Annotated in this window: 26 protein-coding genes; 19 read left to right on the top strand and 7 right to left on the bottom strand. The window is 35.0% G+C overall.

Translation table 11 applies throughout. The annotated features are described in order from the left end of the window. Window positions 1-142: 142 nt before the first annotated feature. Window positions 143-799, bottom strand: coding sequence for a methionine ABC transporter permease MetI (metI, locus tag LV842_RS10895; RefSeq protein WP_233111486.1), 657 nt, complete (start codon window positions 797-799; stop codon window positions 143-145). Then, window positions 792-1820, bottom strand: a complete 1029-nt coding sequence (locus LV842_RS10890) for a methionine ABC transporter ATP-binding protein (protein ID WP_233111485.1) — start codon at window positions 1818-1820, stop codon at window positions 792-794. Before LV842_RS10890 ends, metI begins: the two co-directional genes overlap by 8 nt. Window positions 1821-2413: 593 nt before the next feature. Here LV842_RS10890 and LV842_RS10885 point away from each other — a divergent pair. The 6 genes from LV842_RS10885 (at window position 2414) to LV842_RS10860 (ending at window position 8202) form a co-directional block, all read left to right on the top strand. After that, the gene (locus LV842_RS10885; protein WP_233111484.1) at window positions 2414-3166 is read left to right on the top strand and encodes an SDR family NAD(P)-dependent oxidoreductase; all 753 of its coding nucleotides are present in this window, start codon (window positions 2414-2416) and stop codon (window positions 3164-3166) included. A gap of 15 nt (window positions 3167-3181) precedes the next feature. Further along, window positions 3182-3613, top strand: a complete 432-nt coding sequence (locus tag LV842_RS10880) for a MarR family winged helix-turn-helix transcriptional regulator (RefSeq protein ID WP_233111483.1) — start codon at window positions 3182-3184, stop codon at window positions 3611-3613. 173 nt (window positions 3614-3786) lie between these two features. Beyond that, on the top strand, window positions 3787-4083 hold the full coding sequence (locus LV842_RS10875) for a GNAT family N-acetyltransferase (protein ID WP_233111482.1): 297 nt from the start codon (window positions 3787-3789) through the stop codon (window positions 4081-4083). A gap of 315 nt (window positions 4084-4398) precedes the next feature. Next, window positions 4399-5142, top strand: coding sequence for a pirin family protein (locus LV842_RS10870; RefSeq protein WP_233111761.1), 744 nt, complete (start codon window positions 4399-4401; stop codon window positions 5140-5142). A 79-nt stretch (window positions 5143-5221) separates the two neighbouring features. Beyond that, window positions 5222-5968 carry a metallophosphoesterase gene (locus LV842_RS10865; protein WP_233111481.1) on the top strand — a complete coding sequence of 249 codons (747 nt, stop codon included), beginning with the start codon at window positions 5222-5224 and terminating at the stop codon, window positions 5966-5968. Window positions 5969-6078: 110 nt separating this feature from the next. After that, a complete protein-coding gene (locus tag LV842_RS10860) occupies window positions 6079-8202 on the top strand; it encodes a type IA DNA topoisomerase (RefSeq protein ID WP_233111480.1) in 2124 nt (707 codons plus the stop codon). Between the two features lie 54 nt (window positions 8203-8256). Here the strand turns inward: LV842_RS10860 and LV842_RS10855 are convergent, their stop codons facing one another. Continuing rightward, a complete protein-coding gene (locus LV842_RS10855; protein ID WP_233111479.1) occupies window positions 8257-9423 on the bottom strand; it encodes an FAD-dependent oxidoreductase in 1167 nt (388 codons plus the stop codon). A 24-nt stretch (window positions 9424-9447) separates the two neighbouring features. Beyond that, window positions 9448-10200: a helix-turn-helix domain-containing protein gene (locus tag LV842_RS10850; protein ID WP_233111478.1), complete on the bottom strand. Its 753-nt coding sequence runs from the start codon at window positions 10198-10200 to the stop codon at window positions 9448-9450. Window positions 10201-10321: 121 nt separating this feature from the next. On the opposite strand from LV842_RS10850, the gene LV842_RS10845 reads away from it, so the two are divergent. The 12 genes from LV842_RS10845 (at window position 10322) to LV842_RS10790 (ending at window position 23513) form a co-directional block, all read left to right on the top strand. Continuing rightward, entirely contained in the window at window positions 10322-10744 is a 423-nt protein-coding gene (locus tag LV842_RS10845) for a PaaI family thioesterase (RefSeq protein ID WP_233111477.1), read from the top strand. A gap of 78 nt (window positions 10745-10822) precedes the next feature. Beyond that, window positions 10823-11167: a phage holin family protein gene (locus LV842_RS10840; RefSeq protein WP_233111476.1), complete on the top strand. Its 345-nt coding sequence runs from the start codon at window positions 10823-10825 to the stop codon at window positions 11165-11167. A 192-nt stretch (window positions 11168-11359) separates the two neighbouring features. Continuing rightward, window positions 11360-13354, top strand: a complete 1995-nt coding sequence (locus tag LV842_RS10835) for a S9 family peptidase (protein ID WP_233111475.1) — start codon at window positions 11360-11362, stop codon at window positions 13352-13354. A gap of 169 nt (window positions 13355-13523) precedes the next feature. After that, a complete protein-coding gene (locus LV842_RS10830; RefSeq protein ID WP_233111474.1) occupies window positions 13524-14012 on the top strand; it encodes a DNA-deoxyinosine glycosylase in 489 nt (162 codons plus the stop codon). Then, on the top strand, window positions 14009-14683 hold the full coding sequence (locus tag LV842_RS10825) for a hypothetical protein (RefSeq protein ID WP_233111473.1): 675 nt from the start codon (window positions 14009-14011) through the stop codon (window positions 14681-14683). The genes LV842_RS10830 and LV842_RS10825 overlap by 4 nt, the downstream gene beginning before the upstream one ends. A 121-nt stretch (window positions 14684-14804) precedes the next feature. Further along, window positions 14805-15854: a tRNA preQ1(34) S-adenosylmethionine ribosyltransferase-isomerase QueA gene (gene queA / locus LV842_RS10820; protein ID WP_233111472.1), complete on the top strand. Its 1050-nt coding sequence runs from the start codon at window positions 14805-14807 to the stop codon at window positions 15852-15854. A 72-nt stretch (window positions 15855-15926) separates the two neighbouring features. Then, window positions 15927-16961 (top strand): 23S rRNA (adenine(2503)-C(2))-methyltransferase RlmN, encoded by a 1035-nt coding sequence (rlmN, locus tag LV842_RS10815; protein ID WP_233111471.1) that lies wholly within the window; start codon window positions 15927-15929, stop codon window positions 16959-16961. A gap of 73 nt (window positions 16962-17034) precedes the next feature. Then, the gene (locus LV842_RS10810) at window positions 17035-17976 is read left to right on the top strand and encodes a sterol desaturase family protein (RefSeq protein WP_233111470.1); all 942 of its coding nucleotides are present in this window, start codon (window positions 17035-17037) and stop codon (window positions 17974-17976) included. A gap of 87 nt (window positions 17977-18063) precedes the next feature. Beyond that, a complete protein-coding gene (locus LV842_RS10805) occupies window positions 18064-18960 on the top strand; it encodes a hypothetical protein (RefSeq protein WP_233111469.1) in 897 nt (298 codons plus the stop codon). 73 nt (window positions 18961-19033) lie between these two features. After that, entirely contained in the window at window positions 19034-20011 is a 978-nt protein-coding gene (locus LV842_RS10800) for a polyprenyl synthetase family protein (RefSeq protein ID WP_233111468.1), read from the top strand. Between the two features lie 430 nt (window positions 20012-20441). After that, window positions 20442-22874: an alpha-ketoacid dehydrogenase subunit alpha/beta gene (locus tag LV842_RS10795; RefSeq protein ID WP_233111467.1), complete on the top strand. Its 2433-nt coding sequence runs from the start codon at window positions 20442-20444 to the stop codon at window positions 22872-22874. 93 nt (window positions 22875-22967) lie between these two features. After that, complete coding sequence (locus LV842_RS10790) at window positions 22968-23513, top strand: hypothetical protein (protein ID WP_233111466.1); 546 nt, start codon at window positions 22968-22970, stop codon at window positions 23511-23513. 7 nt (window positions 23514-23520) lie between these two features. On the opposite strand, the gene LV842_RS10785 is transcribed toward LV842_RS10790, so the two are convergent. After that, window positions 23521-23910, bottom strand: coding sequence for a winged helix-turn-helix transcriptional regulator (locus LV842_RS10785; protein WP_233111465.1), 390 nt, complete (start codon window positions 23908-23910; stop codon window positions 23521-23523). Window positions 23911-24032: 122 nt separating this feature from the next. Between LV842_RS10785 and LV842_RS10780 the strand changes: the two genes are divergently transcribed. Beyond that, the gene (locus LV842_RS10780; RefSeq protein WP_233111464.1) at window positions 24033-25094 is read left to right on the top strand and encodes an NADH:flavin oxidoreductase; all 1062 of its coding nucleotides are present in this window, start codon (window positions 24033-24035) and stop codon (window positions 25092-25094) included. Window positions 25095-25252: 158 nt separating this feature from the next. Here LV842_RS10780 and LV842_RS10775 read toward each other — a convergent pair whose 3' ends face one another. Together LV842_RS10775 and LV842_RS10770 are read right to left on the bottom strand one after the other, a co-directional pair. After that, window positions 25253-25414, bottom strand: a complete 162-nt coding sequence (locus LV842_RS10775) for a bacteriocin-like protein (protein WP_233111463.1) — start codon at window positions 25412-25414, stop codon at window positions 25253-25255. A gap of 181 nt (window positions 25415-25595) precedes the next feature. Further along, a complete protein-coding gene (locus LV842_RS10770) occupies window positions 25596-26798 on the bottom strand; it encodes a C1 family peptidase (protein ID WP_233111462.1) in 1203 nt (400 codons plus the stop codon). Window positions 26799-26897 lie beyond the last annotated feature (99 nt).

Genomic DNA, 26897 nt, shown 5'->3' with positions numbered 1-26897 from the left:
AAAATGACAACCTTGACATTCCTTCATCATAAAATTTTCCTTTTTCGCCGGATCGATGGCTGAAATCATCAAACCACCACACTATTTCACATTCACACTGTATTTTCAAAGCGTTTACACGCTATAATTTTCTCTGAGCTTTTTAACGATGATCAAATCTTTTTGCCAATCGGTCACCCGAAAACTGGATCATAAATACGATGGTCACCAGTAATGCCAACACCAAATTCATAATCACCACATCATAGCCAATATAGCCGTACTGATAACCGATTTGTCCTAATCCTCCTGCTCCGACAGCTCCACCCATTGCGGAATACCCAACCAAAGTGATGAGTGTGATTGTAGCATTATTAACCAAAGACGGAAGAGCTTCAGGTAACAAAACCTTTCGGATAATCTGAAGTGGAGTTGCTCCTAAAGCTCTAGCAGTTTCTATCAATCCATGAGGAACTTCCAACAGACTGTTTTCTACTAATCTTGCTATAAAAGGTGCAGCACCGATACTTAGAGGAACTAAAGCTGCATTCACCCCAATTGAGGTTCCAACCAAACTTCTTGTAAACGGAATCATCCATACAATCAAAATAATGAAAGGAATAGAACGGAAAATATTAACCAAAACAGATAAAACCCTGTTATACATTACATTGTCCAAAAGCTGCCCTTTTCGGGTTAAAAACAGAAGAATTCCAACCGGTAATCCCAATGCAAATCCGAAAAATCCTGACACGAATGTCATAAAAACTGTTTCCCAAATTCCCTTTGATAAAAGAGAAATCACCGTATCATTAAGCATATCCTCTTACCGTATTTTGAATTTTATTCTGATTAAAATAATAGATTGCCTGCTGGTTTTCCTCTTCTTCCCCCTGAAGCTGCAACAATAGTTTTCCGAAGTTGGAATCACCCAAATATTCGACGTCTGCCTTCAGAAGTTTGTAAGGTATTTTATATTTATCATATACTATTGAAAGCAATTCTTCAACAGATATTTGTTCGTTAAGTTCAACTTCAACAAGAGGAAATAATCCGTCTTGCGGTTCTTTTTGTAGTTTTTTATTCAGTTCTTGTGGTATAGTCATAGCACCAGATTTTAAAAATTGTTTGATGATAGGATTCTCATTATTGGAGACGATCTCGCTTAAAGTTCCTTTGGTTAATAGTTTTCCTTTGTCTATCACTGCAACGTGGTTACAGACCGTTTTAATGACTTCCATTTCGTGGGTGATCAACAAAATGGTAATCCCTAATCTTTGATTGATATCCCTCAATAATTGTAAAATCGATTGAGTGGTTGCCGGATCGAGTGCGCTTGTCGCTTCATCACAGAGTAGGAGATAGGGATTATTTGCTAAAGCTCTTGCAATGGCCACCCTTTGTTTTTGCCCGCCCGAGAGATTTTTAGGATAATCATTGGCTTTATCTTCCAGGCCAACTATTTTCAAAAGTTCATTAACTTTTTGATGGATTTCTAGTTTGCTGACACGATCTAATTCTAACGGAAGCGCAATATTTTCAAAAACTGTTCTTGAAGAAAGAAGATTAAAATGCTGGAAAATCATCCCGATTTTTTTTCTTTCGTTGGCTAATTGTCTGGAATTTAATTTTGTGAAATCTTTTCCGTTAATAATAATCTCACCATTATCAGGTTTTTCAAGAAGATTCACCGTTCGGATCAGCGTACTTTTTCCTGCTCCTGAAAATCCGATGATTCCGACAATATCACCTTGCTCAACATTCAGGCTTATATTATCCAGCGCCTTGAAAGATTGTTTTTTCTGGTGAAAAGTTTTGGAAATATTTTTTATCTCTATCATTTTTGATATTGTTCTTGTTCAATAAAAAAGGCCCTACAACGTGGTAGGGCCTTTAAAAAATATATATATAAAAGTAAGGTTAACCACAGGAATATTGGATTTTAGGCATCCAGCAATACATCATCATGGTATTGATGATATGTTTTCTCTGTGAGTTATTTTTAAATTTTGCCTTCATTTTATTTATTATCCTAAATATGGTTGCAAATATATAATATAATTTTAATTAGTCTACTATAAAAGTAGACTTTTTATTATTTAATTTAGTTTTTATAATTTAATTTACTATAAATCAAATGTTTGTATTTTTAATTTTTTATAGGCTATTAATTTTAAATTTATTAAAGTATTCATTAGTCTGATTTTATTTTGTAAAATTTATGTTATGAAAAAGTTAAAATAAACTAAAATTTTTGAGAATTAGATAAATAGGGTAATGCTGTTGTTTTGTATTGTAATGAATTTTTATTTTAAGTTATTGAATATGAGGCTGTTTTATTTAGTACTTGAAATTTAACTTATTTTGTGATTAGACATTAATGATTAGTCATTAAATTTGAAATAAGAATAATTATTAATCTAAAACAAACATTATGAAACGTTTTGAAAACAAAGTAGCATTTATTACAGGAGGAAACTCTGGGATAGGCAAAGCTGTTGCTATATTAATCGCAAGAGAAGGTGCAAAGGTGGTCATTGCAGATCTTAAAGAAAATAAAGAAACGTTGGAAGAAGTTCTGAAAGAAGGAACAGATGCCAGATTCATTGCCTGTGATGTATCTAAACCGGAAGAAGTAGAAAAAGCGATTGCTGAGACAGTGAAAATATTCGGAAGTCTGGATGTGGCCGTAAATAATGCCGGTATTGTAGACGCTTCTCCGATTCATGAAAAATCAATAGAAGAGTGGCAGCGAGTAATCAATATCAATCTGAATGGTGTATTTTATGGAATGAAATATCAGATTGCTCAGATGAGAACACAGGAAACCGGAGGAGCAGTGGTGAATATGGGTTCTATTATGAGCCAGGTTGCTGAATTTGGAATCGGTTCTTATGCTTCTTCAAAACATGGTTTGATTGGACTTACAAAAGTCGCTGCTTTGGAAAACGGAACCAGTAATATTCGTGTCAATGCGATTGGCCCCGGATATATAGAAACTCCTTTATTAATGGACAATGCGGCACAAAGTACGGAATACAGATCTTATATGGAATCTAAACATGCCATGAAAAGATTAGGAAAACCTGAAGAAATTGCAAAAACAGTCTTATTTTTGGCTTCAGATGACGCAAGCTTCTGTACGGGAGCTTATCTTCCTGTAGACGGAGGATATCTGATACAGTAATTTAAAATAGGAAAAATGGAAAAAGATCTTCACGAAATACCTCTTCGCAGGAAACTCGGGATTAGTATGGTGGAAACATATAACAATGTTTATGACCAGTCTCAGGAATTTTTTGCGGGATATGGACTTACTTCACAACAGTATAACGTTCTGTCTATTCTGCATGATGCAGGAATTCCTTTATCTACTTCAGATATACTAAAGAAAATGTTGGAAAAAAATGCAGGAGTTTCCCGGTTGGTAGATCGTCTGATTGTGAAAGATCTTGTGGAAAAAAATGTAAACCCGAATGATAAACGTCTGATAGATGTGAATCTGACAGATAAAGGGGAAGCTTTATATACTAAAGTTTCCGATGCACTTTCAGAAGTGGATTCCGTGTATAGCAATCTGACGGATGATGAAGTAGAAACACTTATTCGCCTTTTAACAAAGATCACAAAGTGATAAAATAAAGGTAATCAGGTAACTATATAAAATGAAGGGACCTCTAGGGTTTCTGTTAGTAAAAATTCAGCTTAATGCTGAATTTTTTTGTTTAACTCATTTATTATCATAGATCATGATTCAGTTTTGAGAAAGGTCTTACCTTTAAACTATCAAAATTAAAAAATAAAATAATGGAAAGAACAGAGGTAGTTTTAGGAAACGTAAGAGGAGAAATTCAGCTTTTCTCAGACGATAACAAGGCCGGAAAAATGGATATTTCAGTGATTGGAAACAAACTAACGGTTTACCATACGGAAGTTAATCCTGAGTACGAAGGAAGAGGTTTTGCAAAATTATTATTGGAAAAACTGGTTTCTTATGCCAGAGAAAATGACTTGAAAATCGTGCCGTTGTGTCCGTATGTTCATGCACAGTTCAAGCGTCATCCGGAAGAATATAATGATGTTTGGTTCAAAGAAACATTGTAAGCTTTAGTTTTAAATCTTAATTTATCTGAAATGAAAATGCTTAATTTCTTAGTCCTCGGAAAAAATCAGGAAATTCTTGACGTTTTAAAAAGAATTATAGAAAACAATGATGGCTGGAAAGCTACAATCCTCAGTAGTGAAGAGGCGGCTTATGATTATATCAGCAATAATAAAGTTGATATTGTATTGTTGAGTTCCGGATTGGAAGATCAGTTTGAACAGGACATTAAAGCTTTTTGTAAAAATTTAGATCAGGAAATTAAGGTGATCGATCATTACGGAGGCGGAAGCGGATTATTGAAAAGTGAAGTGAATATTGCTTTTTCTAAACCTGCCGAAACTAAAAATGTATTGCATAAAGCTGATTCCAGAGGAAAAACAGAGAGTGAGTGGTTGGTAAGTCAAAAAACTTTTGGTTTTGTGGATTATTATGATCCTGAAAGAATTCAGTTTGGAGCTTTGAGAGTATTGAACGACGATACTATGGAAGCCGGAAAAGGATTTGGAGTTCACCCTCATGATAATATGGAGATTATAAGCATTCCTCTTGAAGGAAGTCTGGAGCATGAAGATAGTTTGGGTAATAAAGTGGTAATAAAAAGCGGTGAAATTCAGGTGATGAGCGCCGGAACCGGAGTCATGCACAGTGAATTCAGTAAAAATGAAGAAGGTTTGGTAAAGTTTCTTCAAATCTGGATCTATCCCAACAAAAGAAATGTTACCCCGAGATATGATCAGATTACATTAGACAAAACAAAAAGTAAAAACAAGTTCCTGCAAATCCTTTCTCCCAATGCAGATGACGAAGGAGTCTGGATTCATCAGGATGTCTGGTTTCATTTAGGGAATTTTGAAAATAATATCGAAACCCATTATCAGATTAAGAAAAAAGGAAATGGGGTGTATGCTTTTATCATTAAAGGAAGTGCAGAAATTGACGGTCAGAAATTAGAAGAAAGAGACGGATTCGGAGTTTGGGATATTTCAGGTTTGAATATTAAAGCAACATCAGAAAACACAGAGATTCTTTTAATGGAAGTTCCGATGAAGATTAATTAATTTTGTTTTATACATATTGTTAGTAGGCTCTCTTTTTAGGGAGCTTTTTTATGTAGTTTTTTTAGTGTAATTTGTAAAAATGAAAATACAGATCATAAGTGATTTACATCAGGAATTTGGATATACCGATTTATCATTTGATAACGCCGATGTGGTTGTTTTAGCAGGAGATGTAAATTTAGGAACAAAAGGAATTGAATGGATTAAAACTAATATTCCTGATAAACCTGTAATTTATGTTTTGGGAAACCATGAATATTACAAAGGTTCCTATCCAAAAACATTACATAAGATAAAAGACGCAGGGCAGGACTCGAATGTTTTTGTGTTGGAAAATTCGTTTGTAGATATTGAAGGAATTCGTTTTCATGGAACGACTTTGTGGACGGATTTCTCAATTTTTGGAAATCCGATAGAATATGGAATGATTTGTCAGTCGGTTATGAATGATTATAAGAAAATAAAACGTGATCCTTCTTATTCTAAAATGCGAACGGTAGATGTATTTAAGATTCACCAGTTATCAAAATTATGGTTGCAGGAAAGCTTAGAGGAATCAAAAGAAATGAAAAATATTGTGGTGACTCATCATGCTCCAAGTATTCATTCTGTTCCGGAACAGTACAAAAATGATCCCGTTACATCAGCTTATGCTTCTAATCTTGAAGATTTAATTCAGGAATATCAACCTTTATACTGGATTCATGGTCATATTCACACCCCTTCAGACTATGAAATCGGGAATACAAAAATTATTTGTAATCCTCATGGATATATTGATGAAAAATATAACGGCTATGAAAAGGAGTTGATTATAGAAATTTAGCTATTTTAAAATCGTTTGTGGAAGTCTGATCAGTGGGGAATAGAACGAACAAATTAGTAAAATCCAAAAAAAATCCCGAATTTTGCCCTCCTCTATAATTCCGAAAATTCATGAAACTTTGTATTGCCGAAAAACCCAGTGTTGCCAGAGATATCGCCAAAGTATTGGGCGCGACCACTCCGAAGCAGGGCTATATGGAAGGAAACGGCTATTGTGTAACATGGACATTCGGACATCTTTGTACCCTTAAAGAACCTCACGATTACGGTCCGCAATACAAAGCCTGGAATTTGTTTTTGTTACCCATCATTCCTAACAACTTTGGGATCAAATTAATCCCTAATAAAGGCGTTGAAAATCAGTTTAAAGTCATTGAAAGATTAGTCGAAGAATGCGATGAGGTCATTAACTGTGGGGATGCCGGTCAGGAGGGAGAACTGATTCAAAGATGGGTATTGCAGAAAGCAAAATGTAATAAACCGATTCAGCGTTTGTGGATTTCATCCCTTACCGAAGAGGCGATTAAAGAAGGCTTTGCAAGTTTAAAACCAGCTGAAGATTACAAAAATCTGTATCTCGCAGGAAATGCAAGAGCGATTGGAGATTGGCTGTTGGGAATCAATGCAACCCGACTTTTTACAAAAAAATTCGGAGGAAATAAAGCGGTTCTTTCCATCGGTAGAGTGCAGACGCCTACATTGGCAATGCTGGTTCAGCGTCAAAAAGAGATTGATGCCTTTACCACTGAAGAATATTGGGAACTTAAAACCAAATACCGTGACGTAATTTTCAATGCGGCAATCGACCGTTTAAAAACCTTAGACCGTGCTGAAAAAGGATTGGAATACCTTAAAGTAAATCCTTTTGAGATCGTTTCTTTTGAAATTAAAGAAGGGAAAGAAAAAAATCCGAGACTTTTCGATTTAACGGGACTTCAGGTAGAAGCCAATAAAAAATATGGGTATTCTGCAGAGAATACATTGAATTACATCCAGAGTTTATACGAGAAAAAACACGTTACCTATCCGCGTGTTGATACCACTTATCTATCCGAAAGTTTATATCCTAAAATAGAAGGGATTTTACGAAAAATGTATTTCTATCAGGACTTAATTTCACCTCTCTTGGAAGCACCGATTCCAAAGTCGAAAGCAGTTTTCGATGATACGAAAGTTACTGATCACCATGCGATCATTCCAACTGAAGTTCCGCCGTCTCAAAACCTGAGCAGGGAAGAAAAGCTGATTTATGACTTGATTGCCAAAAGGTTCATTGCTGTTTTTTATCCCGAATGTAAAATCTCAAATACTTTAGTAGAAGGGAAAGTGGGAACAATTCCTTTCAAAACCAGTGGAAGACAGATTCTTGAACCGGGTTGGAGAGCTGTTTATGCTAAAGAACCTAAAGAAGAATCCAACGATAAAGAAAAAGAAAAGGAAGAAGAACAAACCATTCCTGAATTCACGGTTGGAGAAACAGGACCACATGATCCGATGATTCATCAGGGAAAAACTTCACCACCAAAACCTTATACGGAAGCAACGCTTCTTAGAGCCATGGAAACGGCCGGAAAGCAGGTGGATGATGAAGAACTTCGTGAAATGATGAAAAATAACGGAATTGGTAGACCATCAACCCGTGCCAACATTATCGAAACTCTTTTCAAGAGAAAATATATCGAAAAGAAAAGGAAAAACTTAATTGCCACCCAAACCGGAATCCAGCTGATCGACACCATCGAAGATGAACTGTTGAAAAGTCCCGAATTGACAGGAGAATGGGAATTAAAACTTCGTAAAATTGAAAAAGGCGAATATGAAGCCAATCAATTTAAAGAAGAACTGATCCAGATGGTAACCGAACTCACTAAGAAAGTAGTGGACGGAAAAGGAAAAGTGATTAGCCTGGAAGAAGAAAAAGTTGAGGTTAAAGAAAAGAAAAAACGCGAACCTGCTGTTAAAAAAGAGCTTCAATCCTGGGAAGAAACGAAATGCCCGAAATGTAAAGAACACCATTTAATGAAAGGAAAAACCGCTGTCGGTTGTTCTGATTTTAAAAATTGTGGCTTTAAGGTGAATTTTGAAATCTTCGGTAAAAAACTGTCGGATAAACAATTGATGGATTTAGTACTCAAAGGCAAAACCTCAAAATTGAAAGGGTTCAGTACACATCCTGAAAGTGTGACAGAAGGAGTTCTGTCCTTTAATGATCAGTTTAGCGTCATTATTCCTTAAAATCAAAATATATACAATATAAAAAAGAAACGGCTTCAGCCGTTTCTTTTTTTATTATTCATGAGGTTCGTTGAAAAAGTTCAGCATATTTTCAAGCGCATTTTCAGCATGCATCAATTCTCCGTTGTCAAGAGACTCTTTTGCAGCTATAGCAGCTCTTTTCCGCATTTGGATTTCATATCCGGAAATAGCTTCCTGTAAGGTTTTGTATTGAGCTGAAATTAGGCATTCACTCAATTCTAGTGCATCCAGCATGGCCATATTAACGCCTTCTCCGGCAAACGGAGGCATTACATGAGCGGCGTCTCCGATCATCGTTACATTAGATTGAGCTTCCCAACTCTGATCAAAAGGAATACAATAAATAGGACGTGGAATAAAGGGTGTTTCTGCATTTTCGAACAATTCCAGCCAAATAGGATTCCATTCCGGATATGTAGATTTGAACCAGTTCAGTATTTGAACTTTGTCGGTATAGTCTAAGCCACTGTTTGCTGCCCAGTTTTCATCCGTTTTTAAGCTTGCATAAAAACCAATGTCACCGTTTCCTTTTTGCCCCATCAGGAGATTTTTCTTGTTTCCAAAAGCCATTATTTTTCCTCCTTTCAATAAGGTGTAAACTTTTGGAGCATTCTCTTTTGCTTGCAGAATATTTCCTTCAAGCATAGTAATACCGGTATAGAAAGCTTTACTGTCAGTGATATAAGGACGGATTTTTGAGTTCGCTCCGTCACAGGCAATCACAATGTCTGCATAGGCTGTTGTATTGTTTTTGAAATGCAAAAGCCATCCTTCATTCTGCTTTTCCATCGAAACAAAATGGCTGTCCCAAACTACCGTTTCCGGTTGCAACGATTCCAGTAAGATTTTTCTTAAGGTTCCACGATCGATTTCCGGACGGAAATGCTGATGCCCGAAATCTTCTTCAGGTTTGGAATCATGATCGCTGAAAAATACTTCTGCATTTTCGTTAACGATAAGTTCTCTGTCGGCTCCCACAAGGTAATTTTGTTTGAATTCTTCCAACAGATTTGCTGTACGGATTGCAGCCAGTCCCGAATCATCATGAAGATCAAGAGGAGCGCCCTGAACGCGGGCATTTTTATTAAGATCTCTTTCAAATACTTTTACATCAGCACCTTTTAATTGTAGCAGTCTTGCTAATGTTAATCCACCCGGACCACCACCAACAATGGCAATTGATTGATTATTGATAAGCATAATTTTAAATTTTATGCTGCAAAATTAGGAGGTATGGTACACCAAAAATTGTAAAAATCGGTCGTTTTGATTTTTAAAAAGTTCTTTGGGAGAAACTCCGGAAAGCTTTTTGATCTCTTTGATGAAATGGGACTGATCGGTAAAATTAAGCTGTGGAAAAAGATTTCCGTCTTTGATATGATGAAGAGAAGCCTGGAAACGTAAAATTTTACAATAATATTTTAACGAGATTCCCAACTGCTTGTTGAAATAACGGTTGATTTGACGTTCGTTCCAGAAGATTTGTTCTGAAAGGTCTTTAACGGTGATTTCTCCGTGAGTCGAAAAAATAAGTTCGAACAATTTGCGCTTTCGTTCATCAATTTCTTTAGGAAGCAATGATTTAATTTTTTGAGAAGCTTTTTCACAGAATTGTTCAAAATCGTCAAGATCATCCATACTGAAGTCCCAAAAGTTATCAGGTAATTCTTTCCCACTGTCTACAAATTCTGCAATAGATTGATGCAGAATATATTCCAATGCAAGCGGATTAAAACTGATGGCGAAAAAAATAGAAAACTCAGTTTCAGGCATCGGTTTAGGTTGGGTTTCCAGCCCCATCAAAACAATTTGAAACCGGTTATCGGTAGTTTTGCAGAAAAGTAAATCAATTTTTCCGTTGGGAATGATCACCCCTTCTTTAAAGGTCGACAGATTTTGCAACGAAGAATAACCATACACAAAGTCGGTCAGTGATTTTTCAGGTTTGATGAATCGGTATATTAAATCGTTGCCCATAGTATGTTTATAACCTGTTTCAGTTGAACGAATTTACAGCTTCCTGGTTTTATATATGAATATTGAATGAAAATTTTCACGTTTTTTAGGGTTGTGCTACATTTGCTTTAAATTAAGAATAATGACTTCAGAAAAAAAACAGCTCATCTTAGACAGTTTTGGCCGCTCCGAAACCCTGAAATTCTACAAAGCAGAATTACTGGCTGTGGAAACCGATTATATTTCTATTAAAATTCCCAAAATGGAAATGATGACCAGAAAAGCAGGAATGTTTAATGGAGCAATGATAGCTTCTTTGGTGGATGTTTCTTCAGGATATGCTGCTGTAAGTCATTATGAAGAAGATTGCTATGTGGTAACGGTTGAATTGAAAGTCAATTATTTAAGACCGGCAATAGGAGAGGCATTGGTTTCAAAATCTTATGTCATCAAAGGAGGTGGAAAGATAATCGTGGTAAGAACGGAAATTTATGTTGTCGATGAAAATGGAGAAAATGAAAGTCATGTAGCGACATCATTGGTAACGATGATGAAGATAAAATAAGCAGCAATAAACCCTTTTCACATGAAAATGGAATGAGTTTTGTTCGCTAATTACTACAAATAACAAAAAATAAATAACATGAACTTAATTATCCGATTACTGGTCACTGCCATTGTAGCCTATCTTTTAACTAAAATTTTACCGGGAGTACATTTTGAAGGATTTAGCACAGCCATTATTTTTGCCATTGTTCTAGGAGTCTTGAATGTAATTGTAAAACCGATTTTAAGCTTATTCGGATTACCGCTTACGATTATTACGCTGGGTTTCTTTGCTTTAGTAATCAATGCCTTAATTATTTTATTAGCAGATTACTTTATTGATAGTATGGTAATTGATGGTTTCTGGTGGGCATTTATTTTCAGTATTTTACTGTCAATTATCACTTCTTTAGCCAATTCAATCTTTTCAGATGGAGATTAATAAAAAATCTCTTTAACGATATCAATAAAATCCGTCAGTTGTTAATTGACGGATTTTCTTTTGAAGAAAGAAATAACTTAAATGTTAATTCTTTCGTTCATTTTTATTTTAAATATTAACTTTGGCAATCTTTGAATGTAGGAGTATGAAATCGAGCAAGATTTTATAGATCCGTTAAAAATGAATCAGAATATGAAACTTAAGTACAGTCTGCTGGCTTTGGCAGCTCCGCTTTTAATGAATGCACAACAAGTAATGACGCCTGAAATCCTATGGACTTTGAAAAAAGTAGGAGTACAGGCAGTTTCACCGGATCAGTCTTCCCTTATTTATAAAATAGGACAGGTTGATCTTAAAACTGAAAAAACGAAAAGTGAGAACTATTTCTTAAACGTTCTTAATAATCAGTCTACGAAAATTGATTTTGGTAAGAAAGCTCTTATTCAGTGGGACAAAAACGGAATTTATGCTCAGGAAGGAGAAAAGATCTTTCTTTCAAAAGACAATGGTAAAACATGGTTAGAATTCTACACAATTGGGGAAGTTGATAATGTGGTAATCTCTCCTGATGGTAAGAAAATCGCTTTCAGCAAGCAGGTTTTGGTGGAAAAAGTAATGGGAAAAGACAAATATTCCGATACTCCAAAAACTACAGCACAAGTATATACAGATCTGAACCACAGACACTGGGATTACTTTAACGAAGGGAAATATAATCATGTTTTTGTAGTCAACACTTCAGATAAAGAGGAAGGTGCAAAAGATTTATTGGAAGGAAAAATGTGGGATTCTCCTCAAAGACCTTTTGGTGGGGCGGAAGATTTCATCTTTAGTCCGGATTCTTCACAACTTTTATACGTTACAAAACCGAAAAGCGGGAAAGAGTATTCTACAAGTACCAATACAGATATTTTTGCTTATGATTTCGCATCAGGAACTACAAAAAACCTGACGGAAGCTAATAAAGGGTATGATGTAAATCCAAAATTCAGTCCGGATGGAAAATCTTTAATCTGGCAGAGTATGGCCAGAGACGGCTATGAAGCAGACAAGAATGATGTGAAAATCATGGACTGGAAATCAGGAAAGATTTCAAACTTAACGAGTGGTTGGGATGAAAGTGTTTCCGGAGATGTTTTCTGGAGTGGAGATTCTAAAACGATTTATTTCACGGCAGCTTTCAGAGGAACAAAACAATTATTTTCATTAGATCCGAAAACTGCTAAAGTTCAGCAGATCACAAGAGGTGATTTTGATGTGAATGAAATCTTTGCAGATCAGAAAAGCTCACTTTTAGTAGGAAGAACAGATATCAATCATGCAACCGATATTTTCTCTGTGAATATTAAAAACGGAGAAATGAACCAGATTACTGAAGCGAATAAAGACATGTATTCGAAATTAGCTCAGGGAAAATCTGAACTGAAAATGGTGAAAACTTCCGACGGAAAAGAAATGGGAGTGTGGTTCCATTATCCGCCAAACTTCGATCCGAATAAAAAATATCCGACGTTGGTATATTGTCAGGGAGGTCCTCAATCTGCATTAACACAGTTTTTTAGTACAAGATGGAACTTTGCATTAATGGCAGCAAACGGATATATTGTAGTAGCTCCAAACAGAAGAGGAATGCCGGGTTGGGGAACGAAATGGAATGAAGAGATCTCAAGAGATTGGGGAGGACAGCCAATGAGAGATTATTTGGCAGCTACCGATTATGCAAAAATGTTACCTTATGTAGACGGAGACAGAGTGGCAGCAGTTGGAGCAAGTTACGGAGGATACAGTGTATTCATGTTGGCGGGAATTCATGAAAACAGATTCAAAACATTTATCGCTCATGATGGACTATTTGATATGAAATCTTGGTATTTAACCACTGAAGAACTTTGGTTTGCCAACTGGGATTTAGGTTCACCATGGGAAAAACCACAACCAAAAGCGTATACGGAATTTAACCCAAGCAACTATGTAGATAAGTGGAATAAGCCGATTATGATCGTTCAGGGAGGAATTGATTTCAGAGTTCCTTATGAACAAGGTCAGGAAGCTTTCCAGGCTGCGAAATTGAGAGGGTTGAAATCAAAACTAGTCTATTTCCCGAACGAAAATCACTGGGTTCTTCACCCTCAAAACGGATTGGTTTGGCAAAGAGAATTCTTCGACTGGTTGAAAGAAACTTTGTAATCCCAAATTCCCCTCCAGAGGAGGGGTGGCAAAAATTCGTTAGAATTTTTGACGGGGTGGTTCAAAATAGCTAATAATTTGAATCTATCAGGAAAATATATAAAAAACGGACAAAATATGTCCGTTTTTTTGTTTTTAAAATAACTTAGGAAAATATTACATTTGATCTATGCAAAATAGAATTTTTTCTTTTCCGCCTTTTATTGACGATACTTCTAAAATATTAATTCTGGGATCAATTCCGGGGGTGAAGTCGTTGGAAAAGCAACAATATTATGCCCATCCACAAAATAAATTCTGGAAAATTATTTTTGAATTATTTAGTGAGAATTTTACAGATGATTATAAGGAAAGAATTAATATTCTAAAGAAAAATCACATTGCGATCTGGGATGTCATCGACTCTTGTGAAAGAAAAGGAAGCCTGGATTCTGAAATCAAAAATGAAGAAGCTAATCAGATTGAAGAACTTTTGGAAGAATATCCGAACATTAAAGCTATTTTCTGTAATGGAGGAAAATCATTTAAAAACTTACAAAAAGTTTTAGGAAAGAATTTTAAAATTCCTGTATTTTTACTGCCTTCTACAAGTCCGCTGCATACGATTTCTTTTGAAAAGAAGTTGGAGGAATGGAAGATTATTAAAACACATTTATGAAAAAACTAACTCTATTATTTTTATTCTTTCCTTTTGTTAATCTTTTTTCTCAGGAATATCATTTTGACTATTCAATAGAAACTCATACCGATAGGATTAAACCTAGTAAAGAAAAAACAATATCCACTTCTTTTTATGATTCTAAAAATAAAGTTTATTTACGTTTAGTTAAATATAATGATAAGTTAAGAGCAACAATATACGAGGAAGATAAACATTTCAGACATTCTTTTAAAGTAACAGAATCAAAAGAATCCGTGACTTTTGAGTATACCCATACTAACGATTTTAGCAAAAGTAGGCATCAAAATTATGCTAAGAATGATATTTTGGAGGTAAATAAAATAGATTCCTTGAAATATCAAATTAATGTTTTTAAAAATAATAAGAGAAAGAAAAAAAGAGCTGAAGGATGGGTAACCTTAGAAAAATCAAAGTTTAATTATATTGAAATAGGAATGGAGTATTATAGAAGCAATGAAATAGTGGAGAAAATAAAGGGATTTTTGGATCCGAATTCTAATTACATTGTGAAGAATATAAGATTGGATTATTCGATGGGATATTCTTCTGATACCTCTTTAAAAATCCATAGTGTTGATTTTTCGTTAAAAATTCCAGAAAAATTAATAATGAAAGAATTTGATTTCTTTAGGGAATTCCAAGATTAATTAAGCATAAATGAATCTTGAAAAAAATAACACTTGACAAAGGGGTGTTTAATGTTGTATATTTGCACCTCGAAAATTACACCTTGTAATTTCACATAATTTTTAAACCGTAATTTAAAAAATGAAAACATCAGATTTTAATTTTGATCTTCCTGCAGAATTATTGGCAGAACATCCATCGGAACACAGAGACGAAGCTAGATTAATGGTTTTGGACAGAAAAACTGAAACAATTCAGCATAAATTGTTCAAAGATGTTGTGGATTATTTTGATGAAGGAGATCTTTTTATCTTTAATAATACTAAAGTTTTCCCTGCTCGTTTGTATGGAAACAAAGAAAAAACAGGAGCTAAAATTGAAGTTTTCTTGTTGAGAGAGCTAGATAAAGAAACTCGTGTTTGGGATGTTTTGGTAGATCCGGCAAGAAAAATCAGAATCGGGAACAAGTTATTCTTCACTGAAGATGAATCTTTGGTAGCTGAAGTTATTGATAATACAACTTCAAGAGGAAGAACATTAAGATTCTTATTTGATGGTTCTTACGAAGAATTCAGAACTAAATTGAAGGAATTAGGAGAAACTCCGCTTCCAAAATATATCAAAAGAGACGTTGAACCGGAAGATGCTGAAAGATACCAAACGATTTATGCAAAAATAGAAGGAGCAGTTGCTGCACCTACTGCAGGTCTTCACTTCTCAAAACATTTGATGAAGAGATTGGAGATCAAAGGAATCGACTTTGCTGAAGTTACCCTTCACGTTGGTTTAGGAACATTCAACCCGATTGAAGTGGAAGACCTTTCTAAGCACAAAATGGAGTCTGAAGAAATCTTCATCGATGAGAAAAATGCTCAGATCATTAACAATGCTGTTGAGTCTCACAGAAGAGTTTGTGCGGTTGGAACTACAACGATGAGAACACTTGAAACTTCAGTTTCTTCAAACAAGAAAATTTCTGCATTCCACGGTTGGACGAATAAATTCATTTATCCGCCACACGATTTCGGAGTAGCTAACTGTATGATAACGAACTTCCACACGCCAAAATCTACATTAATTATGATGATTGCAGCGTTTGCAGGAAGAGATTTTATAATGCACGCATACGAAGAAGCTGTAAAAGAGAAATACAAATTCTACTCTTACGGTGATGCAATGTTAATTCTTTAATAAAGATATCAGGTATAAGGTAGCAGGTCGCAGTGAGCACCTGTTACCTACTATCTGTAACCTATTACCTACATGAAAGATATCAGAACTTTATCATTAGACCAGCTTAAAGACTACTTTCTGTCTTTAGGAGAAAAGCCGTTTCGTGCGAAGCAGGTTTATGATTGGTTGTGGAGTAAAAACCTCCATTCGATTGATGAGATGACGAATCTTTCGAAACAGCTTCGGGATAGAATCTCTGAAGAATATACCATCAATCCGGTTTCAGTGGATTTGCTTCAAAAAAGTTCTGACGGAACGATTAAAAATGGAGTAAAACTTCATGACGGTTTAATGGTGGAATCCGTTTTAATTCCTACGGAAACCAGAACAACAGCTTGCGTTTCATCACAAGTTGGATGTTCATTAAACTGCGAATTTTGCGCGACTGCGCGACTGAAAAGAATGAGAAATCTTGAGGTTGCCGAGATCGTAGATCAGGTTGCTCTTATTGACAGCCAAAGTAAAATGTATTTCGACAGACCGCTTACCAACATTGTTTTTATGGGAATGGGTGAGCCGATGATGAATTACAAAAATGTGGTTGAAGCCATCAGAAAAATTACTCAGCCGGAAGGTTTGGGAATGTCTCCTAAAAGAATTACCGTTTCAACTTCGGGAATTCCAAAGATGATCAAAATGTTGGCTGATGATGAATTGCGTGTGAAATTAGCATTGTCACTTCACTCCGCCATAGAATCCAAACGTAATGAAATCATGCCGTTTTCAGATAAATTCCCTTTAACGGATATTATGGAAGCGCTTCAATATTGGTATAAAAAAACAGGTTCTGTTATCACTTTTGAATACTGTGTTTGGAAAGGAATTAATGATGGTGACGAAGATATCAAAGCTTTAATTAAATACTGTAAACAGGTTCCTTCTAAGGTTAACCTTATTCAATACAATCCGATTGGTGACGGTAAATATGACCAGTGTAACAAACAGGCGGAAGAAAATTATGTTCGTCAGTTAGAAAATGCCGGAATTACTGTTATGATTCGTAAAAGTCGTGGAGGAGATATTGACGCGGCTTGCGGACAGCTTGCCAATAAAACGACGGATTAAAATTTCATTAAAAAAAACAAAATTATTCTTTACGATCTCTTAAAATTCTAAATTTGTACTAAACTAGTAGCAAATGATGGATTATTTTATGAGTGAAAATGGGCTGGAAAGTGTGTATGCTTGGGCGGTTCCTGTTCATGCCGCTGTTATTTTGGCAGAAATGATTTATAGCAGTGTTGCACAGGCGCATTTATACAGCCGGAAAGATTTATTGACCAACATCTATCTTGCATTGATGAACTTCGGTTTGGATCTTGTGATGAAGGCTTTTGCGATGGGCGTCATGTTCTTTTTCTATAGTTTCAGACTGTTCGATTTTGATATGAGTACTTGGTATTACTGGCTGTTATGCTTTATGGTAACAGATTTGGCCTATTATTTCCATCATTTGGTCGATCACAAATCCAGAGCTTTTTGGGCAGTACATATCACCCATCATAATTCTGAATATTTTAATTTAACAACAGGCTTCCGAAGTCCGGTTTTTCAGCCTTTGTATCGCTATCTGTTTTTCTCACCTTTGGCGTTTTTAGGATTTAATCCCTGGGCAATTATGGTGTGTTATGCCGTTGGACAGGTCTATGGAACCTGGGTGCATACACAAACGGTAAAAAAGATGGGATTTTTAGAATATATTTTGGTGACACCTTCGCATCATAGAGTTCATCATGGTTGCAATATCAAATATCTTGATAGAAATATGGGGATGGTTTTTATATTTTGGGATAAAATTTTCGGGACTTTTGAGCCTGAAGATCCTAAAGTTCCTGTGAAGTTTGGAATTTACCCTAAAATGCCGGACGATGATCCGATAACGACTTTATTGTACGAATGGCAAAAAATAGCAAAAGATCTGAAACAACCTAATCTTACCATTAAAGACCGATTTAATTATATATTTAATTCTCCGGGATGGCGACATGATGGGAAAGGAAAAACCGTGAAGGATTACCAACGGGAATATTGGGAGAAAAAAAATAGAAAAAAAGAAAAGGTTCACGATAAATCGGCATAATCAAAAAAATAAACGGACGGGCTTTTGCTCGTCTTTTGCTTTATAGAATGAAGTTTTGTGTTTGTTTAAAAAAGTTAATTTTGCTCCATGAAAAAGTTTTTCCTGATTACCTCTCTCTCGATTTCCACATTGGTGTTTTCTCAGCAATCCAATCTGCTGAAAATCAAAAAATATAGAGTGAGCTATCTGGATTCAAGAATTCAGGAAACATCTGGTTTGAATTTTTTTAACGGAAAACTTTATACGTTTAATGACAGCGGAAATACTCCTGATCTTTTTGAAATCAATAAAGATAATGGTGAAATTGTCCGAATACTCAAAACCAATATAACCAATACAGATTGGGAAGCTTTGACGAATGATGGTGAGAATTTTTACGTGGGTGATTTCGGTAATAATACGGGAGCAAGGAAAGACCTTTCCATTTATAAAGTTCCTTATGAAAACGTTAGCGAGCTAAATAAGAGTTCAGAAAGAACTTTAGAAGGGACTTCGATTCCGTTTTTCTATCCAGAGCAAACTGATTTTACCCCGAAAAACCTAAAAACCGATTTTGATGCTGAAGCAATGATTTATTTAGAAGGGAAAATTCATCTTTTTACTAAGGAATGGGCATCAAAATCAACAACACATTATACTATAGATCCCACAATTTCTGAAAAACAAGAAGCTAAAAAAGTAGAATCTTTCAAAACCAATTTTGTAGTGACAGATGCGGCTTATTTTGATAAAAAGCTTTATTTAGTAGGCTATACAAAGAAAACAGAAGTCTTTTTAAATATTTTCAAAGAAACAGAACCAGGGATATTTTTTAAAGAAGATCCAAAGCGTTATTATTTGGGAAGTGCTCTTTCCATAGGACAGATTGAAGGAGTTGCAGTAGATGATTCCGGTATTTATATTTCAGGGGAAAAGTTTCATTCTCCGTTGGGAGGGGCAAAACAAAGCTTATATTTTATCCCGAAAGATAAACTCAAAGATTAATTTCTCTTAAAATTAACTGAAAAAAATTATCTTTGTGAGGAATTAATAATTATTTACCCATCATTCGCAGATTGTGGCAAACATCGTAGAAGAAATCAAGCAACCGATCAATGAGGAAATGAAACTTTTCGAACAGAAGTTTTATGAATCGATGCAGAGCAAAGTACCTTTATTAGATAAAGTCACTCGTTTTATCGTTACGACAAAAGGGAAGCAAATGCGTCCTATGTTTGTATTTCTTTGTGCAAAACTTATCGGAAATGTCAACGAGAAAACCTATCGTGGTGCTTCTATGATTGAGCTGATCCATACGGCGACTTTGGTTCATGATGATGTGGTGGATGAAAGTTTTAAACGTCGTAATTTCTTTTCGATCAATGCGTTGTGGAAGAATAAAATTGCGGTTCTGGTGGGAGATTTTTTGTTATCAAAGGCCGTATTACTTTCTACAGACCATAAAGATTACGATTTACTTGCCGTGATTTCCAGAACGATCCGTGAAATGTCTGAAGGAGAGCTTCTTCAACTGGAAAAAGCAAGAAAATTAGATATTACGGAGGATGTTTATTATGAAATTATTCGTCAGAAAACAGCTACTTTAATTGCTGCCTGCTGCGAAATCGGAGTACTGTCTAATAATGCTGATGAAGCGTTGGCAAAAAAAATGATGGACTTCGGAACATATACCGGAATGGCTTTCCAGATTAAAGATGATCTTTTTGATTATTTAAGTTCAAATGTTATCGGAAAACCTGTCGGCATTGATATTAAAGAGCAAAAAATGACGCTTCCTTTAATTCATACCTTAAAAATTGCTAACGAAAAAGATAAAAAATACTATTTTAATACCATAAAACGTTATAATAACGATCAAAAACGTGTTAAAGAGTTGATAAATTTCGTAAAAACCTCAGGAGGACTTGATTATGCTATTTCTGTGATGAAAGATTTTCAGCAGAAAGCAAAAGACATTCTTAACGAATTCCCTGATTCTGAGCCTAAAAAAGCACTACACCTTATGCTAGACTATGTAATTGAGAGAAAATTTTAATTAAATAATTCTCATTGTTACAATAATAACGGCTAAAACAATGCAAAATAAAGCGGTTAAAAATAAATAATCCGCAATAGTTTCAAACTTGTTTCCCCGCTTTTTATTCGTTGATCTAATCGAGAGAAAAGAAAAGAAGCAACTGAATGCAAAACATAAGCATGCTACCCCGGCAAATTCGTCTAAATACGTACTGTGACTTATTTTAGTGATTTTTAATGAGGTTATAATCAGTAATGAAAACCCTAAAAGATTGCTCGATGCATTCAATATATGACTTGACTTTTTTTCCATCTTTACAAATTTATTCTAAAATAAACACAATTTTTTTTATTATCAAATTTTTAAAAAAGATTAATAAAAATTAAAATTAATTTAAAAAGTGTATATTAGCAAAATACTTCAGAATTAAAAATTTTATATTTTGGCTATGCAGACAACCTATATTGAAACACAGCAAATTTCCTTTCAAGATTTTAAAAATCAGATACTTGAAGATTACAAGTTAGGGAGAGTTTCTCGTGAAATGTCCTATTTGGGAAGAAGAGAAGTTCTTACAGGAAAAGCTAAATTTGGTATTTTTGGGGATGGTAAGGAGCTTCCTCAGCTTGCAATGGCGAAAGTTTTCAAAAATGGAGACTTCCGTTCAGGATATTATAGAGATCAGACTTTTGCATTGGCTGTAGATGCATTGACAGTGGAAAGTTTCTTTGCGCAATTGTATGCAGATACAAGTGTTGAAAGAGAACCTGCATCGGCTGGAAGACAAATGAACGGGCACTTTGCAACAAGAAGTTTAAATGAAGACGGAAGCTGGAAAGATTTGACAGCTCAGAAAAATATTTCTTCGGATATTTCTCCTACAGCAGGACAAATGCCAAGATTATTAGGATTGGCTCAGGCTTCAAAAATATATAAATCAGTAAAATTCGACGGTTCTGAAAAGTTCTCAAAAGAAGGTAACGAAATCGCTTTTGGAACAATTGGGGATGCTTCTACAGCAGAAGGTCATTTCTGGGAAACTTTGAATGCAGCTTGTGCACTTCAGGTTCCTATGGTTGTTTCAATCTGGGATGATGGTTACGGAATTTCAGTTCCTACAAAAAATCAGAGAGCAAAAGCAGATATCGCAGAAATGTTGAGCGGTTTCCAAAGAAAAGAAGGAGAAGCTCAGGGTTGCGAAATTATTCAGGTAAAAGCTTGGGATTATGCAGCATTGTTGGATGCTTATGCAAGAGCAGAACAATTTGCAAGAATGGAATCTGTGCCTGTTGTGGTTCACGTAATTGAAGTTACGCAGCCTCAAGGTCACTCGACTTCAGGATCTCACGAAAGATACAAAAATGAAGAGCGTTTGGCTTGGGAATCTCAGTTTGACGGATTGGTAAAATTCAGAGAATGGATTTTAAATTATTCAATCGAAATTGAAGGTAAAGAAGAGGTATTAGCAACTGCAGAAGACTTGGATTTAATTGATGAAGAAGCTAAAAAAACTGTAAAAGCAGGACAAAAGCAAGCTTGGGAAAGCTACCAGAAAGTAATTACAGGTTTAATCAATTCAGTGTTGCCTTTAGTTGAAAATCTAAAAGGACAAAATGCTGAAATTGAAAATTATATCAATCAATTCAATAAATTAGTTTCAAAAGCTAAGAAAGATGTTTTCCATTTGGTAAGAAGATCTTTATTGGCAACTAGAGGAACGAATTCTGCGGAAAGAAACCAATTGATGCAGAAATACAACGAGATTTTTGAGGTTGAGAAAGATAATTATTCTTCTCATTTATATTCTCAGTCTCAATGGAAAGCTGAAAACGTACAAGAAATCAAGCCTATCTATTCCGATGCTTCTGAAGATGTAGACGGAAGAGTAGTGGTAAGAAATAACTTCGATAAAATTTTCGAAAAATATCCTGAAACTTTAGTATTTGGTGAAGATGCCGGAAATATCGGTGACGTAAATCAAGGTCTTGAAGGAATGCAGGAAAAATATGGTGAAGTTCGTGTTGCCGATACGGGAATCCGTGAAGCTACGATTCTAGGACAAGGTATTGGAATGGCAATGAGAGGGTTGAGACCGATTGCTGAAATCCAGTATTTAGACTATATTTTATATTGTTTACAAGGAATGAGCGATGATTTGGCTACCGTTCAATACAGAACAAAAGGAGGTCAGAAATCGCCTGTAATCATCAGAACAAGAGGTCACAGATTAGAAGGAGTTTGGCATTCAGGTTCTCCAATGGCGGGAATTTTGAACCTTTCAAAAGGGATTTTGGTATTAGTACCAAGAAACTTGACAAAAGCTGCTGGATTCTACAATACAATGCTTCAGAGCGACGATCCAGCTGTGATTGTTGAATGTCTGAACGGATACAGATTAAAAGAAAAACAACCTGATAATTTAGGTGAATTCACTGTTCCTGTCGGAAAAATCGAAGTTACAAAAGAAGGAGCGGATGTTACGTTGGTAACTTACGGTTCTACATGGAGAATTGTAATGGAAGCTGCTGAAGAATTAGAGAGATTAGGAATTTCTGCGGAAGTTATTGATGTTCAGTCTTTAATTCCTTTCGATTTAACAAACGAGATTGCTGAATCTGTAAAGAAAACAAACAGATTGGTTGTAATTGATGAAGATGTAGAAGGTGGAACTTCAGCATTTATTTTGCAACAGATTTTAGAAAAGCAAAAGGCATTCAGATTCTTAGATTCTGATCCGTTAACAATCGCTGCAAATGATCACAGACCAGCGTATGCAAGTGACGGAGATTATTTCTCTAAACCATCTGCAGATGATATGGTTGAAAAGATCTATGCCATGTTTAATGAAACAAATCCTCAGAAATATCCTGCGATATTTTAATTGAGATTTGAGATAAATTTTGAAACCGCTTTCTTTTGGGAGGCGGTTTTTTATTAGTATATTTAATTTCTTCTAATAACCTTATAGTTTTATATGAAATATTATTTTAAAGAAGATTCTTCAAGAATGACAGAGAAATATTTCGTTTTTTCTAGAATTGGGATGGCTCTAATTTCTGCTCAAAGAGTTGAACTTATTACAGGCAAATTATTAGAATATTTAATTGAATTTAATAATTTTTATTCAACTGTAACGACATTAGAATTTTTAGAAAAAACAGCAAAATCAAAGAATGGCAAAAGAACTTTGGGAGCAATTTTTCATTTATTAAAGCTAAACCCCAACTTTATAATAGAAGATGAACTTGATGATTATTTAATAAAGCGAAATATGCTAGTACATAACTTTCTTCCTTATCTACATATTTCAACAAATGGAAAAGAAGCGGTTGATTTTTGTTATGATTTTGGAAGGCAATCTGAGAAAATTGAAAATTTTTTTAAAGGCTTTGTCTATTTTTTATCATTAAGAACAGTTAAAGATAAAAATTTTTTATCACCAGAAATTAAAAACTGGGAAGATAGCTTTATTTACTTTATGGAGTCTTTGGAAAAAGAAAAATTGGAAGATTTTAAGTAAAAGATTATCAAACGACAGCCTTTTTTATTTTCTTCCCTTCCAAAAGAGTCTTACAATCTTTCTCCTTCTCTGGATCATACACATGATATTTTGTTTCCCATTCTTCCAATTGGTATAAAATCGGCAACAGCGCCAATCCTTTTTCTGTCAACGAATATTCTACTCTTGGAGGAATTTCTTTAAACTCTTCACGAATCACCAATCCATCGGCTTCCATTTCACGCAATTGGTCGGTTAGTACCTTTCTTGAAATTACATTAATTCGCACCGCAAGCTCTCCAAAACGTAATTTTCGGTCTTTAATCACCAATACAATGATCGGTTTCCATTTGCTTCCCAAGGCAGACATTGCTTTTCCTAAAGGGCAGCTATAAGCCATTAATTCATTTTTCTTCATACGTTACTTTTACGTTACTAATGTAAGTTACTACAAAGTTACCACTTTTTTAAATTCAAAAGGAACAAATTTGAACTATTATTAGTTACTTTGTGTAACAATTATAAAATATACATTTAAAAATGAGTACAGAATCATTATTTAAACCTTTTCAATACAAGAATTTAGAACTAAAAAATAGAATTGTAATGGCTCCGATGACCAGAGCTCAATCTGATAACGGCGTTCCGACTCAGCAAATTGCAGATTATTATGCAAGAAGAGCAGCTTCAGAAGTTGGATTGATTCTTTCGGAAGGAACTGTGATCAACAGACCGGGGTCAAAAAATATGCAAAATATTCCTGATTTCTACGGAACAGAGGCATTAAACGGATGGAAAAATGTAATTGATGCCGTTCACGAAAATGGTGGGAAAATGGGACCTCAGATTTGGCATGTCGGAGATACAAGAATGTCTGAAGATTATCCTTTGGTTGATATGGAAAAAGCTTCTGCAATGACGCTGGAAGATATTCAGGATACCATTGCTCAGTTTGCAGCTTCTGCCAAATCTGCGAAAGATCTTGGATTTGATGTTGTTGAAATTCATGGAGCTCATGGCTATCTGATCGATCAGTTTTTCTGGGAAGTGACCAATACAAGAACTGATGAATACGGTGGAAAAACATTGAAAGAAAGAAGCAAATTTGCAGTTGATGTAGTGAAAGCAATCAGAGCTGCAGTAGGAGAGGATTTTACAATTATTATTCGTCTTTCTCAGTGGAAACAGCAGGATTATTCAACGAAATTAGCGAACACTCCTGAAGAAATGGAAGAGTGGCTATTGCCATTAAAAGAAGCCGGAGTTGATATTTTCCATTGTTCACAAAGACGTTTCTGGGAAGCGGAATTTGAAGGTTCTGATCTAAATTTTGCAGGCTGGGCGAAGAAAATCACAGGTCAGCCAACCATTACGGTAGGTTCTGTTGGTCTTGAAGGAGATTTTATGGGAGCATTTGCAGGACAGGGAACTGAAAAAGCCGATTTATCAGAACTGACAAGAAGATTAGAAAGAGGAGATTTCGATTTGGTTGCAGTTGGTCGTGCTATTTTACAAGACCCGGAATGGGTGAAAAAAGTAAAAGAAGGAAAGACAGAGGATCTGCTGGATTTCAAGGCTGAAAGTATGGCCGTTTTATTTTAAAGTCAATGGTGAGTTTTGCTTCATAAGTGAATTTTGAAATTTTGAAATTTTGAAATTGACGAACGTGGCGAACTGACATTCCTATTCATATATTATTTTACCTATCAATTATTTTAAACGAAACCGCTTCAGGAAATATCTTGAAGCGGTTTTAAATTTTAGTTCGGACAGCCAAAAGTGATAGAAATACATTTCCAATATCCTGGAATTCCGTTTTTAGGTGGATAATAGCATTCAACTGTGTCAAGAGGGCATTCAGGAGCATTTCCTCCGTTGATTTTTTTTAAATCTGTTTTTGTTAATTTTTTTAGATTTTTCATATTAAATAATTTTGGTGAACATCAAATATAATATTTCTCTATTTAATGAAAAATATAAAATTGATTTAATTTGAAGGTTTTTATGCTTAATGGTAAAAAATAAAACCGTTCTCAAAATTTGAAAACGGTTTCTTTAACAGATTTAAATATCTAAATGCCAATAAAAGGCAAAAAGTGATTCTTATAAACCAATGTTTTTTGTGGGCTTCAATTGCTTTTTAATAGACTTTGGAAGCGCATTTTTGTGAACAAGAATTGCAGTAGATTTGTATTCAACATACTGTCTTGTTACATAAAGATAGCCTGAGAAATCATTGGTAACTCCCCATGAATTCTTCACCATATAATATTCTTTTCCGGACTGATCTTTTGCCAATCCTACGATGTGCATCCCGTGATCATCCGTTGTAGAAAGATTATTTAAAGCTTTCTGACGCATATCTTCTGTGATTGCTTTATCTTTTTTCGGCTCTGTAAATAAAGTTCCTTTGTTATCCTTATTGATTTGATCTAAATCCATATCCGGAACATAAGCCACCCCATTTTTATAAGAGAAATACGGTTCAGAAACGTCCGTCGCCCAACCTACAGAATATCCTTTGCTTACAGCGTTATCAATAATTGCTGTCAAATCTTTCATTGGAACATTCCAGTCAGAGTCGTGGCTCCAGTTATCAGGAATTGGAACTACAAATTTCTGGTAATACGGATAATCTTTGTAAGAAGAAATTTCTACATAATCTTCAGGATTAATTCCTACAATTTCTTTAGCAAATGTTTGCGGAGTGTAGTTTTTTCCTTCATATGTAAAATTGGTTGGAACTTTTCCTAAATATTCATCTAAAATAGCATCAACAGAAGACATCCAGTTATCTGTCAATTTTCCTTTTGATGCCGCCTGAACTAAACTATCCAGAACCGGTTTCAATTTTCCTTGCATTTCAGAGAAATTGTTCAATGCTTGTCCGGATTTTAAACCAGTATAAACATCTTGAGGAACCGCTCCGTATTTTTTGTACATGTTAACAACGTCGTGTAATTCTCCTCCGTCACCCCAACTGATCGCTCCGTTATTCAAAACGTATAGTTTTGCTTTATCATGATAAGAGTTTCTTGCAGTGAAGATTTCTGCCAAATCCACAGGTTTTTTACCCATTCTCTGCATCTCAGATTCAAGGAAAGAGTTTCCTGAATAGCTCCAGCAAGTTCCTGAAGAACCCTGGTTTTTTACCGAAGTCGCTCCTACGTCTTTCAACGTTGTAAACTGGAAATTAGCATTTTGAGATTGATTGTTTTTTAACTTATTGATTAAGTCATCTTGAGCAAACATCATACTTCCTGCAGACAAAACAAAAAGTAATGATACAAATTTTTTATTTTTCATTACTAAATAAAAGGTTTTACTATTTATGAATAGTCGTTCATATTACAGATTTGTTACAAAGGGAAAAGTTAAATTAATACTGAATTTTATTGCTGTTTA

Source organism: Chryseobacterium gwangjuense (assembly GCF_021311115.1).
GTDB classification, from domain to species: domain Bacteria; phylum Bacteroidota; class Bacteroidia; order Flavobacteriales; family Weeksellaceae; genus Chryseobacterium; species Chryseobacterium gwangjuense.
Note: the sequence above shows the minus strand (reverse complement) of the source record. Positions and strands in the feature narration are given on the sequence as shown.